The sequence below is a fragment of the Butyrivibrio sp. NC2007 genome (genome assembly GCF_000421405.1).
In the GTDB taxonomy this organism is placed as follows: domain Bacteria; phylum Bacillota; class Clostridia; order Lachnospirales; family Lachnospiraceae; genus Butyrivibrio.
This window is the reverse complement of record NZ_ATWY01000012.1, coordinates 60,992-77,183: the sequence shown is the minus strand read 5'-3', so window position 1 is coordinate 77,183 and position 16,192 is coordinate 60,992. Positions and strand designations below refer to the sequence as shown.

23 protein-coding genes are annotated in these 16,192 nt (G+C 40.0%); 3 read left to right on the top strand and 20 right to left on the bottom strand.

The features are described from left to right. Positions 1–84: 84 nt before the first annotated feature. Positions 85–1,836, top strand: coding sequence for a putative bifunctional diguanylate cyclase/phosphodiesterase (locus tag G632_RS0110770; RefSeq protein WP_022769167.1), 1,752 nt, complete (start codon positions 85–87; stop codon positions 1,834–1,836). Here G632_RS0110770 and G632_RS0110765 read toward each other — a convergent pair. The 17 genes from G632_RS0110765 to G632_RS0110685 all read right to left on the bottom strand — a co-directional run bounded on the left by G632_RS0110765 (position 1,813) and on the right by G632_RS0110685 (position 13,328). Beyond that, positions 1,813–2,868, bottom strand: coding sequence for a tyrosine-type recombinase/integrase (locus G632_RS0110765; RefSeq protein WP_022769165.1), 1,056 nt, complete (start codon positions 2,866–2,868; stop codon positions 1,813–1,815). The two genes, G632_RS0110770 and G632_RS0110765, sit on opposite strands and share 24 nt — an antisense overlap. Before the next feature lie 119 nt (positions 2,869–2,987). Then, positions 2,988–3,887: a hypothetical protein gene (locus G632_RS0110760; protein WP_022769164.1), complete on the bottom strand. Its 900-nt coding sequence runs from the start codon at positions 3,885–3,887 to the stop codon at positions 2,988–2,990. 109 nt (positions 3,888–3,996) lie between these two features. After that, positions 3,997–4,488, bottom strand: a complete 492-nt coding sequence (locus tag G632_RS0110755; protein WP_022769163.1) for a flavodoxin family protein — start codon at positions 4,486–4,488, stop codon at positions 3,997–3,999. After that, positions 4,485–4,628, bottom strand: coding sequence for a hypothetical protein (locus G632_RS22000; protein WP_022769161.1), 144 nt, complete (start codon positions 4,626–4,628; stop codon positions 4,485–4,487). Before G632_RS22000 ends, G632_RS0110755 begins: the two co-directional genes overlap by 4 nt. A gap of 18 nt (positions 4,629–4,646) precedes the next feature. Beyond that, entirely contained in the window at positions 4,647–5,180 is a 534-nt protein-coding gene (locus G632_RS0110745; RefSeq protein ID WP_022769160.1) for an RNA 2'-phosphotransferase, read from the bottom strand. Further along, positions 5,158–5,409, bottom strand: a complete 252-nt coding sequence (locus G632_RS0110740) for a hypothetical protein (RefSeq protein WP_022769158.1) — start codon at positions 5,407–5,409, stop codon at positions 5,158–5,160. The genes G632_RS0110745 and G632_RS0110740 overlap by 23 nt, the downstream gene beginning before the upstream one ends. Positions 5,410–5,569: 160 nt before the next feature. Beyond that, complete coding sequence (locus tag G632_RS0110735; protein ID WP_022769157.1) at positions 5,570–6,496, bottom strand: hypothetical protein; 927 nt, start codon at positions 6,494–6,496, stop codon at positions 5,570–5,572. A gap of 28 nt (positions 6,497–6,524) precedes the next feature. Next, positions 6,525–7,532 (bottom strand): helix-turn-helix domain-containing protein, encoded by a 1,008-nt coding sequence (locus G632_RS0110730; RefSeq protein ID WP_022769156.1) that lies wholly within the window; start codon positions 7,530–7,532, stop codon positions 6,525–6,527. Between the two features lie 16 nt (positions 7,533–7,548). After that, a complete protein-coding gene (locus G632_RS0110725) occupies positions 7,549–7,758 on the bottom strand; it encodes a hypothetical protein (protein WP_022769154.1) in 210 nt (69 codons plus the stop codon). Positions 7,759–7,929: 171 nt separating this feature from the next. Next, a complete protein-coding gene (locus G632_RS0110720; protein WP_022769153.1) occupies positions 7,930–8,349 on the bottom strand; it encodes a hypothetical protein in 420 nt (139 codons plus the stop codon). A 29-nt stretch (positions 8,350–8,378) separates the two neighbouring features. After that, positions 8,379–8,630: a helix-turn-helix domain-containing protein gene (locus G632_RS0110715; RefSeq protein ID WP_022769151.1), complete on the bottom strand. Its 252-nt coding sequence runs from the start codon at positions 8,628–8,630 to the stop codon at positions 8,379–8,381. A gap of 285 nt (positions 8,631–8,915) precedes the next feature. Further along, positions 8,916–9,194, bottom strand: coding sequence for an HU family DNA-binding protein (locus G632_RS0110710; RefSeq protein ID WP_022769149.1), 279 nt, complete (start codon positions 9,192–9,194; stop codon positions 8,916–8,918). 118 nt (positions 9,195–9,312) lie between these two features. Beyond that, complete coding sequence (locus tag G632_RS19685) at positions 9,313–9,657, bottom strand: DUF6465 family protein (RefSeq protein ID WP_022769148.1); 345 nt, start codon at positions 9,655–9,657, stop codon at positions 9,313–9,315. A 107-nt stretch (positions 9,658–9,764) separates the two neighbouring features. Next, positions 9,765–10,562, bottom strand: coding sequence for an NAD-dependent protein deacylase (locus tag G632_RS0110700; protein WP_022769146.1), 798 nt, complete (start codon positions 10,560–10,562; stop codon positions 9,765–9,767). 17 nt (positions 10,563–10,579) lie between these two features. Further along, positions 10,580–11,278, bottom strand: coding sequence for a metallophosphoesterase (locus G632_RS0110695; RefSeq protein ID WP_022769145.1), 699 nt, complete (start codon positions 11,276–11,278; stop codon positions 10,580–10,582). 87 nt (positions 11,279–11,365) lie between these two features. Beyond that, positions 11,366–11,539 (bottom strand): hypothetical protein, encoded by a 174-nt coding sequence (locus G632_RS21995; RefSeq protein WP_022769144.1) that lies wholly within the window; start codon positions 11,537–11,539, stop codon positions 11,366–11,368. Positions 11,540–11,642: 103 nt separating this feature from the next. Further along, positions 11,643–13,328, bottom strand: a complete 1,686-nt coding sequence (locus tag G632_RS0110685; RefSeq protein WP_022769143.1) for a hypothetical protein — start codon at positions 13,326–13,328, stop codon at positions 11,643–11,645. Positions 13,329–13,635: 307 nt separating this feature from the next. Between G632_RS0110685 and G632_RS0110680 the strand changes: the two genes are divergently transcribed. Together G632_RS0110680 and G632_RS0110675 are read left to right on the top strand one after the other, a co-directional pair. Next, positions 13,636–13,878, top strand: coding sequence for a type II toxin-antitoxin system Phd/YefM family antitoxin (locus G632_RS0110680; protein ID WP_022769141.1), 243 nt, complete (start codon positions 13,636–13,638; stop codon positions 13,876–13,878). Next, entirely contained in the window at positions 13,875–14,252 is a 378-nt protein-coding gene (locus G632_RS0110675) for a type II toxin-antitoxin system death-on-curing family toxin (protein WP_022769140.1), read from the top strand. The genes G632_RS0110680 and G632_RS0110675 overlap by 4 nt, the downstream gene beginning before the upstream one ends. A gap of 47 nt (positions 14,253–14,299) precedes the next feature. On the opposite strand, the gene G632_RS0110670 is transcribed toward G632_RS0110675, so the two are convergent. The 3 genes from G632_RS0110670 to G632_RS21235 all read right to left on the bottom strand — a co-directional run bounded on the left by G632_RS0110670 (position 14,300) and on the right by G632_RS21235 (position 16,083). Continuing rightward, positions 14,300–14,746 carry a flavodoxin domain-containing protein gene (locus tag G632_RS0110670; protein WP_022769139.1) on the bottom strand — a complete coding sequence of 149 codons (447 nt, stop codon included), beginning with the start codon at positions 14,744–14,746 and terminating at the stop codon, positions 14,300–14,302. An 81-nt stretch (positions 14,747–14,827) separates the two neighbouring features. Further along, a complete protein-coding gene (locus G632_RS0110665) occupies positions 14,828–15,256 on the bottom strand; it encodes a hypothetical protein (RefSeq protein WP_022769137.1) in 429 nt (142 codons plus the stop codon). 11 nt (positions 15,257–15,267) lie between these two features. Further along, positions 15,268–16,083 (bottom strand): helix-turn-helix domain-containing protein, encoded by an 816-nt coding sequence (locus G632_RS21235; protein ID WP_022769136.1) that lies wholly within the window; start codon positions 16,081–16,083, stop codon positions 15,268–15,270. Positions 16,084–16,192: the final 109 nt, after the last annotated feature.

The following is a 16,192-nucleotide window of genomic DNA, read 5'->3' as shown; positions in this document are numbered from 1 at the left end:
AAAAGAATATTAAATGGAATGATTTTCCGCATGATGATAAAATGAAAACAGAATCATCGATTATTTTCGTACGGAAAATAGACCATGGAAAAAGACAAAAAGGCTTCTGAAAAGAGAATTCTTGAAAAGACACTCGAACAGCTATATATAGAAAAACGTGCTCCTGCGAAGGGTTTTTTTGTGCTGCTTATTATTTATCTTGCCTGCACTTTTGGGGTGTCTTTCGTGGCTAAGTCCCAAAGCTCTGTAAATATTAACGGAATCGATATCAGTATTTATACGTTCGCTGGAGTTATTTCCTCAATTGCTAATATAGTAGCAATCCTTTTGACCGTTTATTATGGGAAGAAAGGATTCTTTACTGCGCTCACAGTTTTGTTACTACAGCTTCCCATGATATTTATGGGTATATTTTTAAGAAAGACCTATACTAGCATTCCTGGAGTATTTGGGAATCTTGCGGCCATAATTGCAATAATAGTTATTTTTATAAACAACATAAGAATTGATAAGTACCAGACCAAGTTACGTGAGCAGGCAGTAACTGATATGCTTACCGGACTCCCTAATAGATTTGCATGTTCTGAACTTGTCATGGACTTCATAAAAAGAGGAACTCCCTTTGCTGCAGTATCGGTGAACCTCAATGGATTTAAAGGAATCAACGATACCATGGGCTTTGATGTTGGAAATGCGGTCCTGATCGAAGTGGCTTCCCGCTGGAAGAGTATTGCAGATAATGGAAGTTCTGGAACACTTGATTTTATTTGTCGCCTGTCAGGAGATGAGTTTGCTATTGTGATAAGGCATTACCTCACAGAGGATGACATATTAAAAACAATCAATCTATACGCAAGTGCACTCAAAGATAAAATCGAAGTACATGACTATAGCATAAGCATGTCGGCAAGCTTTGGATATGCAGAATTTCCAAGTGATACAAAAGATGTAGACGAGCTGTTTACTTATGCAAATATTGCCATGTTAAAGGCAAAAGAAAACGCAGGACTGCAGCAAGTTATGCGGTTTTCAAATGCTATGATGGATAACCTGTATACAGCTGAACTAGAGTCAAAAATAAGAGCTGCAATTGAAAACGACACTATCTTTTATAACCTTCAGCCGCAGTTTAATATGGAGCATAAGCTCAGAGGTTTCGAAGCGCTTGCCCGTATGAAAGATAATGATGGTTCTTTTATCAGTCCAGGTGAGTTCATTCCTGTTGCCGAGAGTATCGGGATTATTGATAAAATAGACAGTTCTGTATTTAGAAAATCAGCACGATTCATTGGTAATCTGATAAAAGAAACCGGAGCTGACATCATGCTAAGCATCAATGTTTCGGTGAAGCATATGATGAGAGCGGACTTTTTGGATGAACTTATTACAATCATGGATGAAAGTGGTATAAAGCCGGAAAACCTAGAAATAGAAATTACTGAATCAATAATGATTGAGTCTATGGATAAGGCATTTGAGTGCATTGAAGCAATAAAAAAGATGGGTATCCAGATTGCAATTGATGATTTTGGCACAGGATACTCATCTCTAAGCTATTTGAACAGTTTTCCAGCTAATCTGCTTAAGATAGATAAGTCTTTCATAGATAAGATGAATAGCAGTGATTCTTCTAAACAATACGTAGCGGCACTAATATCCTTAGGTCATATAATGGGAATCGATGTTATATCTGAAGGAGTTGAACAGCAGGATCAGCTCGATACGCTGAAAGCTATTGGATGCGATTATGTGCAGGGATTTATCTGGGGACGTCCATTATCGCCGGAAGATGCGAGAAAGGTAGTATTGGACTCATTTATTTCTCCAGTTCCTTGACTCCTTAACCGCCTCCTCTTTGTCGCTAGCCCTAGCATAGATGTTGGTGGCTGCCATGGACTTATGGCCCATGCGCTGCTGGAGGACGAGGATATTTTTCTCATGCTTATAAAACTCCATGGCAAAGCTGGAACGGAGTTTATGAACGCTGATATCACTGCGGTTTAGGGATGCTTTAACGTACTTTTTCAGCATCTGCTGGATCTCGCGGATGGAGAGTCTAGTTCCTTCCAGGGTGATAAAGAGAGGAGTCCCCTCCTTGAATTTCTCGCCCTTCATCTCTCGTAAATCCAGGTATGCCCTAAGGTAATCCTTGGATTCATCAGAAAAATACACTTTAGAGGTGTTGTTGCTTCTCTTGTGACCTTTTCTAAGGGCGTTGACATAGCACTCATTTTTCTCTGGGTGATAAGGGTTCTCGAAGATCACCACGTCATCCACATCAAGAGCCTGCAGCTCGGAAACTCTAAGTCCGGTATCGAGGAAAAGAAATACAATCGCCAGGTCACGTTCTTTATATTTCTCATGATAAGCCTGTTGTTTCTTGGTCAGGCCGGTTCCATTCTTAATACAATCTAGAAGTACGTTCTGCTCATCAAAGGTCAGGTATGTTACAGTCTCCGGTAGATCAATCTTAATTGATGATGATCCTGAAACCGGATTATAATCAAGCTTTCTTTCCGTATTAATAAGATACTCAAAAAGCACAGATATAGAGGTTCTGCGTCTGGCCAGGGTTTTATCTTTGAGATGCTGATTCTCAGTCATCCAACTTACAAAGTTATCTATATCAACAGCTGTGATCATCTTTAGATCATCCAGTGATAGCTCTTTTACCGATTTGTCAGGGAAGTAACTATAGAAATTAACTGCATATTCAAAGAAATATCTAAGATCCAGCGCATAATTCAGCTTTGTAAGCACTGATCTGTTGGCAGATCCGAAATAAAAGAAATTATTGGTGAACTCCGGGAGTTCCGCTAATACAGCATATAGCTTTTCTGAGTTGGTCTTGGCAACTGGCTTTTCCATGATAAATACCTCGTTTTGAACGTCTATACCTATATTCTACCATCTGGCTCCCGTACTTTCAAATATAACTTAAATTATACGCATACGAACAGGTGTTCCCGCGCCTCTATACCCTCCACTCAGATACGTTTTATCTCATAGCTGAACCTCAGCCCGGTTCTTGCATGCTTTGAAATGCTGTAAAGAGACAGAAATTCTGTTGGCACTCCAAAACGCTGGTATCGCCTATCTTCGCCTATTGCTTCAAGAACTCTCTTGTTGAAGTCGTAAAGGTTTTCCCTGATAAACTCATCAAAGTCAGTAAATGTGAGGGTACTCCTTAATAGGATCTCAACATTTATAAAGTCAAAGGTCTTGGTGTTTTTGTTGCCTGTCTGCCTTACAATATCAGGCTTCGATATCGTAATGATCGGATCATTCATATCATAGCCTGCAAAATAGGTCGTATCAACAGGAGGAAATGAAAACCGGTCCGGGTCATGCTCAAACATCTCAAGCGCAGTATCAAAGTCTGTTATATTAAGGTCGTCAATAATGACCTTAAGGAACTTTGAAAACATATAGCGCCTCCTGCCTCCGGGTACTGACAGTTTCCTTCGTAGTGACATATACCTTTCCTGATAACTGTCATCTGTAAGGCGCCAGTATATCCTTGGCCCTTTATCCTCTCTATCGAATCTCCAGATGCCTCTATAATCCTTATAGTAGCTTGTAAACCCCTTGGAAGAATAATCTTCGTATATCCTTGTTGCGCTTTTTTCCAGCAATTCATCAAGATGATTCTGTAAGTAAGCTTCCGCCTTTTTTTCTGCATCCGCCCAGTTAGCATGCTCATCCAGATAATAAATGTCTATGAAAACCCGCTTTGCATCAAACTTGTCCCAGAATGATGGCCAAAACGGTCTTCTGTATGTTTCTGGGTTCACCGGAAACTCTAATATATATTCCCTGCCATCATACTCATAAGTTCCGCTTGCAGTAGCATATTTTCTATATTTGTTTATATCTATTTCAAACATAGGTATTGAACACCTCAAGATAAATATCTTTTCAAAAGCTCTGTATTGCGTTTTCAGAATTCAAAAGTGAATAATCCCACCCTGAAAGCCAAAATCTTTTAACGATTTTTTACTCGTTTTGAAGCTTCTTACAAAATGTATCGATGGTAAGGTCATTTTGTTCTGATGGTTTAGCCTTTGGATCGATAAGAATGATGTTGGCATAGAACTCATCTATTCCAATGTAGTCGCGAAGCTTTGCAAAAGCTTTTTCTGCACCGGCTCCACTCTGGCATGCAAAAGCAGATATTCTCTTTCCCTTGAGTGCAGCCTTGTTGTCTTTTACAAATGTCCTGATAGGCGGAGTAAAGGTTCCGGCCCATACAGGGAATCCAATAACCACCTGATCATATTGTGACAGGTCAACATTATATGGCTCAAGTTCAGGTGTCTCAGCCATAACAGCACTTTTGCCGCCCCAAAAAAACTTCGAAAAGCCCTTATCTGAATAAGCTTTCTTTGGAGCAAGCTTCAAAACATCTGCAGAAAGCTTACCTGAAATTGCATTTACTACATACTCAGTGTTCCCCTCAAGTGAATAATAAACAATAATTGTTTTCATCTCTTTTCCTTCTCCTTTAGCATAGCATCCCGTATTGCCATGGCAATTACTTCATCCGGAGCTTTCTTAATAGCTTCAGCCTTGGGATTTTCCTTTATTTTGATCTCAGATTTTGCAGTAGTTGCAGGTAATTTCTTCATAGCAGCTATTTCCCGTAATCAAATCTTTTCAAGATACTTCACCGGTACACTTTTTGTCAGCCAGACTTTATTTTCTGACAGGAAGAATTCATACCCATCTTTTGTCATCTCTCCTGCCTTGACCTTATAGATGACAGGTTTGCCATGACGAGAGCCAACTGTGACAGCAGTGTCATAGTCTTTTGAAAGATGCACATACAGCCTGGATTTCGGAATAAGGCCTTCTTTATCTATGGATTCCTCAAACTTTACTGCGCTGCCATGATATAAGATGTCTGGAGGTGTCGCTTTCTCAAGTTCCACATCTACCGGTATGGAATGTCCCTGGTTAGCTCGGATCAGAGTCTTATCTTCATTAAAAGAGTATCTCTGCTTGTTGTCAGTTCTGACAATCTCTTCAAGCATTTCCATGTTAAAGTCGTGTTCCTTGGAAATGCCTGCGATGAGTTCATCGACATTCGCCCATCCATGCTCATCCAGCGTGATCCCTATCGTTTCCGGTTTGTGTCGGAGTATAAGTGCTATATATTTACTGATTTCTGTTAGACCCATTTTCTGTCTTCCCTTTGCTTTCAATATAATTCAGTATCCCCATCATCGATGAATATGCCAGATCATGCTCCTTTTCACCAAGGCTGCGGTATTTCTCCGCGGTCTTATCCATTAGCTGAATCGCATTGGACCAGTCCTCATCTGTCATTTCACTGCTACTTTTGTTCAGAGTTTTTGAAAAGCTCCACAGGTCGCTGCATATATTATAGAAGAATTTCTGTTGCTCCATCTTTATCCTTATTTATATCACTCAAAAGCTTTAATTCTAAAAGTACTACCTTCTAATTGTAACAAAAAATCCGCCCACAAAGTGAGCGGAATGAGCCATTTGGGAAAAACGCTGTAAATGCTTTTTGATAAAGTATATTCGGTTATAAACTTTGCCTTGTTTAGAAAAGGTTGGCAAATCTTTTCTTCATAAGCAACGCCAATGATAGCGTTGCTTCCTTTACTATTAACTCATAAATGTAGTAATTAATGCTTATGCGATTCCTGTCTAGCGTCTGCAATGTTCCATACTCACTGTCTATCCCAGCCTCATGCAGTTCATCTACTCTGCTCACAAGTTCTGGCATATCTTCTAAAAACATATGCATGACCTGCTCAGGATTCTCTATATACTCTGAATAGCCGATAACACTACTATTACTTGCTATATCTTTTTGTAAAACCTCGAAATCATCTGTACCTAAAATAGGATTGACCTCTATCCATGTCTTAGGAAACCAATAGCCCATATGTGGTTCCGTAATAAATTTCAGTTCAGTTATAGTCTTTCTGAGCTTTAGATACGTCTCATGGCTAATATCTAACGCTATGCTGTCCAGATATTTGTACATTCCTGACACATACTTACACTCCTCATCATAAGCATCTTCCATTAAAAGAAGTGCATTGTTTTCTGACTCTGTACCCACAAACCAATATATATAATTCACGAACAACCTATACATATCTCTTACAAGTGTCTTTTCATCCGAACCAAACGGCACAAAGTTTTCTTCTATTGTAGCCCCAATATAATCGGGAGCCTCTGTTAAATCTTTCATATCAACGCCTAACATTTTTGCTGCTTCTTTAATCATGCTCACATCTCCAGGCCCATTGTTGCCATTGTACCATTGCTTTATAGCTTCCGAACCAATGCCAACTCTATCGCCAATTTCAAAATAAAGATCATTAAGTGCTGGTTTTTTCCCAGAATTAGTCTTTCGCTCAACCTGTAATGCCTTCATTGCCGTCCTGAACTTTATGCTTGAGAATCTAAATCGTTCTCCATTGTCTTCATAAACTCTGAAATTCTTACTTTTTGCCATCGTGTCTCCTTTTGAATAACTCTTCCACTTATTCTGAAGCACCAAAAAACTGAGGAAAGTCCTTTCTAAACAACATTGTAAGAGTTTTTGCTAATTCCATCGGGACAGCTTCGTATGGTTCATAAAAGAAATACTCCCAAACATCATCACCACTGATATACTGTGCCTTATCCGCTTCATCAACCCCCAGTCCTACATGCTCTCCTCGATAGTCACTCCAAAATCCCATACTAGCTGAGCCTATATAATCACAAGATGCTTCCTTCTTAAACGGTTCAACTAATTCCTCTATCTCATCTTTTTTCCAAAAGAACAGGGTATCTTCGAACGATGTACTATAGGAGTAATTCGCTATTGTTTTTAGATATGGATTTGCCTCAATCCACCTGGGATTTTGCATAACCAAGCCATACAAATGCGGCGTGGCTTCATCCATCCCGTTATATGCGAACACCTTGCATTCGGTAATATAGCGATGCAATTTTTGATAAGTGTCAACTGAAAGCGCCAAAGCTACTTTCTCCAACTGCTTATAAAGATTAAAGATAAAATCAGCTATATCCTTATCAATATCTTCTGCATATACGCCATAACGCCTATCAATAAACAAATCTCTGAAGTCACCACCTATGTAATCGTAAATGAAATCTGAGAGAATTGCGTGGAACTGCATTACAACGCTTTTTTCGTCATTTGCTGTCACTTTAAAATCAATTTCCTTATCTTTGTCACTTAAAATCTTACGAGGAACTAACATTCGCTTGAAATCAACATCAAAAATCTCAGCAATATCCTTCACAACCCCAATATCGCTAGGACCATTGTTCCCACGTATCCACTGTTTAATTGCCTCGGGGCTTTTGTTTATTTTTTCCCCAACTTCTGATAGAAATTTTTCCTGAGTATATTTATCGTCATCCTCTTTGTTACGCATGCTGACATATTGTTGCATCGCCTGTCTAAACGCTCTGGTAGAAAAAACATATTCCGTTTCGTTTTCTTCATAAATAGATTTAAACTGTCTACTTATCGCCATGATTACCTCCAATTTATTAAGGCATGTAACGTTTTCTTCTAATAGCCTTCAGATAATGCTCTCCTGAACAGATATCCCAATCAGTTGTTTTTTTGCCATCTCTTATCGGGACTACAGGTGTGTCATCCATATGAACTCTTGTGCTGCAAGTGTAAGTATGTTTTCCAGTCCTTTCCAAATATGCACATCCTCTGCACCCGATTTCAAATTTGATAATCTGTCCCATCGTTGCTCCTTTCTCAGAAAAGGTGAAGCAATTCCCAGTTATGCAAAACCCACTTTAATAGGAGAATTGTTCTGAAGAATAAGAGCAACCGGTTAACTTAATATCGATATTATCGTATCAAAAACATGAATAAAGTTAAAGATTGCTCTATTCGGTATATCCTGCTATGCTTCACACTGGAATCATTTCATCTACATCAAAACCTTTACTTACCCGCTTGCAAACATGATCTATTACCCCATCGTCTGTGTCATAAGGCTTGAAAACACCTTTGAATTCATATTCAGACTTTTCATCATTTGAAGCAAAGACAAGAAGTAACTTTCCGTCTGTCTTCTTGATCGGAACATCCTTCAATGCCATTTCGATTATCATGGCATTATTAGCATCCTGATACCAAATATTGATCCTTCCGTTATCTGCCGTTGATATCCATCCACCAGTAGGCCTTTGCTTAGATAGATGAAGAAACCAAATGTAATAATCTCCATAATGCCAAATAGCCCTTTGGTCATTTCCGTCTGCTCCAAAATCCTTTCTTACATCATTCTTCGTATATATGCTTGGTGCCTTAATAATATTATCGCTCATTTCTTTAATCCTCCTGCTCTGAATTTTTGTTAATCTGTCTGTGACAATGTACTATTCTTGTAATATTCTTCCGGATAGAATATTTCTATTATTGTATCGATTGGGCATTTAAGTAGATTTGCTACTTTAAACATCCTATTGATTGACATTCCCCACTTTCCTTTAAGATTGGAGTAGAGATTCGCTTCGTTAATTCCCAGCTCCTCAGAAAAGTGTCTCATATTTCTATACCCCGCCTTTTTGATTAAACTGTTCAGTTTATCTCTTTTTTCTATGTTCATCCTTCGACCTCGTTATCTGTTGGTTGACCTGCAGCCATATTTGCACCCATGCAGATCAGTTATCGGGAATATATATGGTCCTTTTGTAAACGCAAACACACACACATTGAAAGAAAGGAGTTATCACATTTGTTCCTTGTGATGATGTAATCGTACCAAAGCAGATACGCAAAAAAAAGATAGATAGTCATTTCTAACTAATCTACCTTTTTCTACCTATTATTTGACGTCACCGTTTTTCAACAAAAAAACGACCGGAACCAATCACAGTTCCGGCCCGATGTATCACTTCTTATTTACAGCATCCTTAAGAGCCTTACCAGCTTTGAACTTAGGAACAACAGCTGCAGGAATCTTGATAGCTGCACCAGTCTGAGGGTTCTTACCAGTTCTAGCTGCTCTCTTAGATGTCTCGAATGTTCCGAATCCAACAAGCTGAACCTTGCCCTTCTTCTTAAGCTCCTTTGATACTACATCAACGAAAGCCTTAACTGCCTTCTCAGATGCTGCCTTTGAAAGACCTGTGTCCTTTGCGATTGCTTCAACTAATTCTGTTTTGTTCATTGTGTTCTCTCCTCTCAAAAGAAAATCTTGTATGGAAGCCTGGCCGTGAAAGCCAAGAAACCTACTAAATAAGCGTAGTACAACTACTGTACCCTGTCAAATAATGTGTTTTGGCAGATTAAAGGTCGTAGCTGCCCTCAACACCATCCATAACAAAGTAAACCTTATTCTCTTCAGGCTTTACAAAGAGATCGATCTTCTTTACTGTTTCAGGATCACCGTTCATATCATACTTGAGGACATTCTTTGCATTCTGTACAAGCTCATCGTATGAAAGATCCTTATCAGCATACTGAAGAACTACATTAGTCTTAACATTTGTTGCAGATTCAGCTTTTTTAGCAGATGCCTTTTTGCTCTTTGCTTCTTCTGCTTTCTTTGCAACTGTTTCTACCAGCTTTGTTGCTGCAGTAGCGGCCTTGTTAGCTGTAGCCTTTGTGTTTGTCTTTTTTGCCTTTGCCATTTTCATAAACTCCTCTCATAAAAAATATAACAACGATAAATCCATAATAGTCCCTTTAATACGCTAATACAAGACAGTGTAATGCAGGAAGGATAATCTACAACCGCTCAAACTATAATCTGGCTCATAATCTTACCAATGCTGTCATGAAATACCAGATTCGCCTTTCCTTCCATTTTGGTCTTGCCCTTATTGATTATGACAAGGTATTTCCCATGATATATGTGCGCAAGTTGCGCAGCAGATCCGACTTCCAGAGATGTGCCTCCAATAATCAACAAATCCGCATATCTAATCCAGGCAACAGCCTGTTCATAATCATTTTGCGGAAGAAGCTCTCCATATAACGTTACATCAGGCCTGACCATCTTTCCGCAATTAGGACAATGTGGTATTTCTTCGGTGTTTTCAAAGATGAAGTCAGGGCCGTACTCTGTCCGGCAACTTACACAATAACTTCTAAGGGCACTTCCGTGAATCTCACTTACTTTTTTACTGCCAGCCTTCTGATGGAGGCCGTCGATATTCTGAGTAATCACGCCATCAAGTTTGCCCTTTAACTCCATCTCAGCCAGTTTATAATGCGCATCGTTTGGCATTATTGTCCTGCAATCAAGATTTTTTCGGAAATAATCAAAGAATACTGCCGGTTTTTTATGGAGACAGTCGTAGCTAAGAAGATACTCCGGACGATATGCGCTAAATTTCTTATCTTTTCTATGATATAACCCATCCTTACTTCTAAAATCCGGGATTCCGCTCTCGGTAGAAACTCCAGCACCTCCGAGAAACACAATATGCTCCGAAGCACTGATCATATCATTAAGTGCCTCGATCTTCTGTTCATCCGTAAGGTCCTGGAAGAATCTTTCTTTTTCTTTAAGTGACGAAAAATCCGGTATCATCGATGTGTCCTTCTATTCTACTCAAGAATCAATTGTGGTTTAAAATCCAGATAATCTCCTGATACAAGCGAGTACTTTACACCATTATGCATCCCTTTATAGCTATCGTTAAACCTTTCTTTCCCATGGCAGTGGGCATATATTACCTGCTCTGCTCCATATGCCTCAGCCATAAGTGTGAATCTGCTTCTCTTTTCCCATAGAGATGTAGGCGGATAATGAAGAAACATGATGAATTTCTCATATCCTTCTCTTCTTGCAGCCTCAAAAGACTCTTTTAGTCTCTTCGCTTCTCGCTCAACCAGCATATCCGCATGTTCTCTCGTATCAAGACCTTCATAGCAATAGCCCTTTGTCCCTACCAAAGCATAGTCTTTGTAAGTATAAAAATTGTTCTGTAGAAACAGCAGCCTTCCATCATATAACTGATTTAGCTTTTCCGTCTTCTTCGCATCCCAGAACATGTCGTGGTTCCCTCTCAAAAGAATCTTTCTACCGGGAAGATCCTCAATAAACTTCATGTCCTTTTCGCACTCTGACAGATTTCTGCCCCAACTGTGGTCTCCAACCAGTACCAAAGTATCCTCTTCAGTAAGGAGCTTGTTGCAATTCTTCTCTATTTTTCTTTCGTGATTTCTCCATACCTTCCCAAACATATCCATCTTTTTATCCGTCTGGAAGGAAAGATGAAGGTCTCCAAGAGCATATAGTGCCATTTCTTATTCCTTATTAGTTTTGCAAAAGGCGGCACCGGATGGTACCGCCTCTGCTCCAAAGCCCTCCTTGTAGGGCTTGCTTCTAAATTATAACATCGATGCTGACGCCAGAAATGCTCTTCTTTTCGAAGACCTGACCAACACGTTATCATCGCCATAAGGCTGGTCATCATAATCCGGCATAGCAATTTCTTTTGCCTCCATGCCATCAAACTGGGCCTCCGCCCTGATTACGGTAATCTCCTTATCAAGCTGATTCATTATTCTCTTCCCCCTCCAACAAATTCCTTTTTATTTTATCATCTGAGGAAAAAGAAATAACGTCTTGACTTTGTGGGAACCGGCAGTTTAGTTCAAAAGGATATCATTTTCCAAGAGCAGTAAGTAACTCTTCGTACTCCATAACACCAGTAATTGCCTTCATCTCGTAACTGTTATATTGGTCAATTACTGCTTTTATCTCATCCTTGGTCATCTCTTTGTTGGTTTCGTTATAGTATTCTGAGGATCCGACATATTCCCCGGATGCTTCCAGCTCATCTTCTGAAGGCCAGCCATTTCCATCAAGATCATTAAAGTTTATGTGCTTCACCCAGTAATCTGTGGCAAGCTCACCCTCTTCACGCTTGGACATGTATGACTCATAGTATATCGCGCCGGCATGGTCTGCATTTCCGTTGTAATAAACGCCCGTTCCAGGGAAGTATGAATATCCGGCATTGCCCATTGCCCCATAAGCCCAGTCATTCATCAGGCAATGCGCCTTTCCGTTATCGTACGCATAAAGAGTCGCTCCATATCCAGGAACATCAATTACAAGCTCGGGAATATCGTCATCATCTGCATAAATAAGATCATACTTGTAACCCTCTCGTGCTACATGGTAGACTCTTGCAAGCTGAGCATATAGCTCCTTATAACTTGCAAAAGTACCATCGGGATTCCCTCCAAGAAGCGCAGCCTTAAGACTTGGTATAGTGAATTCTGCCCCAAGCTCCGACATCTTCTTTTCATTCAAATCTGCGAAATACTCAAATAAGTACTTTGTAGAAACAGCCTCATATAGCAGTACGTGCTTGCCGTAATCTGAGTCTCCCACGATGGCAATATCCTTCATGCCATCACAGTTTAGATCCAGGAATCCGATTGCAAGAATCTTGTTCAAATAACCATTGCCATCATCCGTATATACCGAGGTATAAAGATCCATCAGATACTTCCCATCCTTGACAATGACAATATCCGACTCATCAGGGTTTGCAGAATATGTAATAAAGCGTACAGGCCCATCGAACTGCGGAAGTTCTACCTCAAAAGACTGTTCTTCATCGCTATAGTCATCCCACTGGATAGCGTTTGATTCTACCACTGCATTCTCTCCAGACTTTGTAAGCGTCAGAACTCTGTCAGCCCATTTACCATAGTTTTTTCCCGCATTAGATCCCGGAAGGTCCTCGGAATTGACCTTGAACCTCAGCACATAATGGTCGCCGTTCTTTTCCCCGGAAACACATGTGTATGTAGATTGATAGGCTGCCCAGTGTTCCTTATAGTATGACTCATGTTTCTCAACATAATCCCAGGTAAGTGCATTTTCTGGAATGCTGCTCAATCCAGTGTGCTTTGCAACATAATCCTCAAAGTCTTTCTTCCTTATTACAAAAAGATCTCCATACAGCTCTTTCTGGTCGGTTGCTTCCAGATAATCGCTAATTTCTTCTTCGTTAATACCCTCTACAGATAGCCCGGCGCCAAACTCCAGAACGCTTTCCCAGTTGATCTCCTCCGGCGAGTTAAATGACTCTGTCAGAAATCCGTTGTACTCTGCTGTATTGAAAAGAGCTGTAAACTCCCTTAACTCATCGTCGGATACCTCTATCGAAACTGCCTCCTCGGCTATTTCAAGGCTTCCCTCTTCATTTGCCTCGCTAACTTCCGACTGGGCAGACTCTGAATCAGCAGCCTCATTATCACTTGAAACATTTGTATTGCCACAGGCTGAAACCATCAACACCGTAGCAAATACGCATAAAATGCTCTTAAACCTCATCTATTTTCCTTCTTTACAAATTGTTAATATGATTTTTAATCTGGTTTTAAGTATAAGCTATAAGATAAATACATCAAGAGGAACAAAACCTCTTGGCCCCCTCATAAGAAAACAACTTTTTCATAACACACGCCACTTGAATCCCCCTTCAGGTGGCTCCTCCCTAAAACAACGCCGTAACTCTCAGCAAAAAGAGCTACGGCTTAATTTATGTATTGAACACATTCGAAGCATTGTCAAATAATTGTAGGTTGAATTATACCTACTATTTGTTTATAATTTAATCATAGAAAGAGAGGTACTTCCTATGACAGTAGATACAAGTATCATGGTTTCCATTACAGAAGCCAACCGTAATTTTTCAAAAGTAGCTAAACTTGTAGAGGAAAAAGGCGCAGCGCTTATTCTCAAGAATAATACTCCCTGCTTTCTCATCACAGACATAAGAAAAACAGAAGAAACCAGCGAAGCCTTTGATAAAGATGTTCTTGCCATTTCACAGAAGCTCATGGCACAAAACAAAGAAGCATATGAGGTACTGGCAAAGTGAAAAGACTTACTCAAAAACAGATCCTCATGATGCACAAGCAGCTTGTTGAACAAACTGGTGGCAGCGACAAGGTTTTGAATTATGACCTCTTGGACTCAGCTCTCGAAAATCCATTTCAGACCTTTGATGGAAAAGAGCTGTATCCTACCATCCAGGAAAAAGCTGCCCGATTAGGATACGGACTTATCAAGAACCACTGCATGGAGGACGGAAACAAAAGAATTGGCGCTCATACCATGCTCGTTTTCCTGGCACTTAACGGAATTGAGCTCCAATACACGCAGAAAGAACTTTATGAGATCATCCTCGATATTGCTGCAAGCAAGAAGGAATATGAAGATCTTTTGCAGTGGGTAATGGACCATCAAATCTAATGAATAATGGGCGGTACGTTCAAACGCACCGCCCACACTTATGCTCTCTATAAAACAATACTATTATAAAACTCTACCGCACTCATTATCTCTTCATCCGTAGGATGCCCCTTCTGAATTCCACCAACAAGCTTGAAAGGCCCAAAGCTGTCAAATCCCTTACAAAGATACTTTCCAACCTCAACACACTGCTTATCAGCCGCGATTTTGCTTATTCCCTTGAAATAGCTCTTCATCGGATTCCCACAAGTGGCCATGAAAAAGACCTTTTTCTGTGGTGGAAGGTTTACCCGGGCGAAGTTTAAAACCTGCTCAGCGAACTCTCCATAGTAAATACCGCTGGCAAAACCGATTACATCATATCCATGAAGATCCTGCTCGCGCTTCTGCGTCACATCAATAAGATCAACCTCTGGACGCTCCGCTTTAATGGCATCAACAAGTTTCTTGGTATTCTCATGATGCTTGGAATAATAGATAATACAACTGCTCAAAACACTTTTCACTCCCCTAAAATGATAGGTTAATGATATCACATGACAGTAACACGGCTCTACATAATTTTGTCGCAGCTACTAATCGACCATTCCCCTGTATTCAACATAAAGAGCACCGATGGAATATAGATCTGCGGCTATATCTCTTTCAATGTACTCAAATAACCAGTCAATTGTCAGGTGATCAGTTACTCCACCTATAACCCCAGTATCAACACGGTACTTTTCACCTTTGTAATATACATCTGAGCAAGCCCATTTTATAGGGCAGAAATACGATATTGGCCCATTAAGCACACTGGCCGCTCTTTCCCTCCATTTTGGTATAAAGGCCTTTATCTCTTTTGGAACGTTTTCCGCATTCTCGCTGACAATAATAGGATCTTTGCGCCATTCATCATAATCCATCCAAACGATATCAGCTTTATCATCAAGCCAATTTATATGCCGTTGCACCGAAAGCTTTCTGTCGGCAGGTTTCCAATCATAGCTACCGCGTACGATCATAGGTCACCTCCTTACATCAGTCTCTTATAAATATCCAGCATACTCTCCATTTGATACTTAAGAAGCCACGCAGCATTGTTATACTCAGTGGTGTCTTTAATTGTTTTTAGTAACTCAGGATAATACTCTTCTGTCTCTTTGATCATCCTGTAGATTCTATCTCTGCTTAATCCCCAGGACATCGTAGTAAGGTTGTTACATCTGTCCATGCACTTTATCAATGCAGCTTTAGGATTTCCAGCGATAGCTTTGTAATAAGGTTTTATTATTGCTTCCCGATTCTTATCATTGGTTTTTTCACAAGTGAGCAACTGCACAAGCTCTTTTACCTCGTCATCAACCGGGAGATCCTCAAGTTTTGAAGAGCAATCCTCTATGACATCATGAAGAAGACAGGCAGCTACCACTGCATCATCCCTTATGTCCATTGCCAGTGCATGACAGGCCAGATTGAGCGGATGATAAATATATGGAGTTGAAGAACGCTTACGCTTTTGTCCTTCGTGAGCATCCACTGCATAATCAACAGCTTTCAAGGTATTGGAAAGTTTGAAATTCCTGGCAGTTGTCTTCACATAGGTTTTCATATGCTCCCAGTCATAGATAACTTCCTTGGTTTTGAAGGTATTGCTCTTTTCTTCAGCAATAGCTGACACTGATACATCAAAGAATTCTGCCAGCTTTATCAGCTTGTCTGTATCCGGTTTATACTCATCTCTTTCCCAGGAAGAAATAGCCTGAAAAGTTATTCCCAATGCATCTGCCACCTGATTCTGTGTGAGTTTTCTATCTTCCCTGAGGCTTTTGATATTTGTTCCTATACTCATTTGATTCCTCCATAAGTTGCTTTGGTAAAAGAGATCTCTTCCTTACATCTTCATCTTATTGCCGAATCCACCTTAATTCTAGCGAGTACAGATTTATGTTTCAAGAAAA

What these genes read in the sequence shown, in the direction of transcription:
- G632_RS0110765 (WP_022769165.1), bottom strand. Translation starts at nt 2,868, where the DNA reads ATGGAAAAGCCAGTTGCCAAGACCAACTCAGAAAAGCTATATGCTGTA.
- G632_RS0110680 (WP_022769141.1), top strand. Translation starts at nt 13,636, where the DNA reads ATGACAGTAGATACAAGTATCATGGTTTCCATTACAGAAGCCAACCGT.
- G632_RS0110695 (WP_022769145.1), bottom strand. Translation starts at nt 11,278, where the DNA reads ATGGCACTATATGCTCTTGGAGACCTTCATCTTTCCTTCCAGACGGAT.
- G632_RS0110755 (WP_022769163.1), bottom strand. Translation starts at nt 4,488, where the DNA reads ATGAAAACAATTATTGTTTATTATTCACTTGAGGGGAACACTGAGTAT.
- G632_RS0110685 (WP_022769143.1), bottom strand. Translation starts at nt 13,328, where the DNA reads ATGAGGTTTAAGAGCATTTTATGCGTATTTGCTACGGTGTTGATGGTT.
- G632_RS22000 (WP_022769161.1), bottom strand. Translation starts at nt 4,628, where the DNA reads ATGAAGAAATTACCTGCAACTACTGCAAAATCTGAGATCAAAATAAAG.
- G632_RS0110710 (WP_022769149.1), bottom strand. Translation starts at nt 9,194, where the DNA reads ATGAACAAAACAGAATTAGTTGAAGCAATCGCAAAGGACACAGGTCTT.
- G632_RS19685 (WP_022769148.1), bottom strand. Translation starts at nt 9,657, where the DNA reads ATGGCAAAGGCAAAAAAGACAAACACAAAGGCTACAGCTAACAAGGCC.
- G632_RS0110720 (WP_022769153.1), bottom strand. Translation starts at nt 8,349, where the DNA reads ATGAGCGATAATATTATTAAGGCACCAAGCATATATACGAAGAATGAT.
- G632_RS0110735 (WP_022769157.1), bottom strand. Translation starts at nt 6,496, where the DNA reads ATGGCAAAAAGTAAGAATTTCAGAGTTTATGAAGACAATGGAGAACGA.
- G632_RS0110715 (WP_022769151.1), bottom strand. Translation starts at nt 8,630, where the DNA reads ATGAACATAGAAAAAAGAGATAAACTGAACAGTTTAATCAAAAAGGCG.
- G632_RS0110730 (WP_022769156.1), bottom strand. Translation starts at nt 7,532, where the DNA reads ATGGCGATAAGTAGACAGTTTAAATCTATTTATGAAGAAAACGAAACG.
- G632_RS21235 (WP_022769136.1), bottom strand. Translation starts at nt 16,083, where the DNA reads ATGAGTATAGGAACAAATATCAAAAGCCTCAGGGAAGATAGAAAACTC.
- G632_RS0110760 (WP_022769164.1), bottom strand. Translation starts at nt 3,887, where the DNA reads ATGTTTGAAATAGATATAAACAAATATAGAAAATATGCTACTGCAAGC.
- G632_RS0110725 (WP_022769154.1), bottom strand. Translation starts at nt 7,758, where the DNA reads ATGGGACAGATTATCAAATTTGAAATCGGGTGCAGAGGATGTGCATAT.
- G632_RS0110665 (WP_022769137.1), bottom strand. Translation starts at nt 15,256, where the DNA reads ATGATCGTACGCGGTAGCTATGATTGGAAACCTGCCGACAGAAAGCTT.
- G632_RS0110700 (WP_022769146.1), bottom strand. Translation starts at nt 10,562, where the DNA reads ATGATACCGGATTTTTCGTCACTTAAAGAAAAAGAAAGATTCTTCCAG.
- G632_RS0110740 (WP_022769158.1), bottom strand. Translation starts at nt 5,409, where the DNA reads ATGGAGCAACAGAAATTCTTCTATAATATATGCAGCGACCTGTGGAGC.
- G632_RS0110745 (WP_022769160.1), bottom strand. Translation starts at nt 5,180, where the DNA reads ATGGGTCTAACAGAAATCAGTAAATATATAGCACTTATACTCCGACAC.
- G632_RS21995 (WP_022769144.1), bottom strand. Translation starts at nt 11,539, where the DNA reads ATGAATCAGCTTGATAAGGAGATTACCGTAATCAGGGCGGAGGCCCAG.
- G632_RS0110770 (WP_022769167.1), top strand. Translation starts at nt 85, where the DNA reads ATGGAAAAAGACAAAAAGGCTTCTGAAAAGAGAATTCTTGAAAAGACA.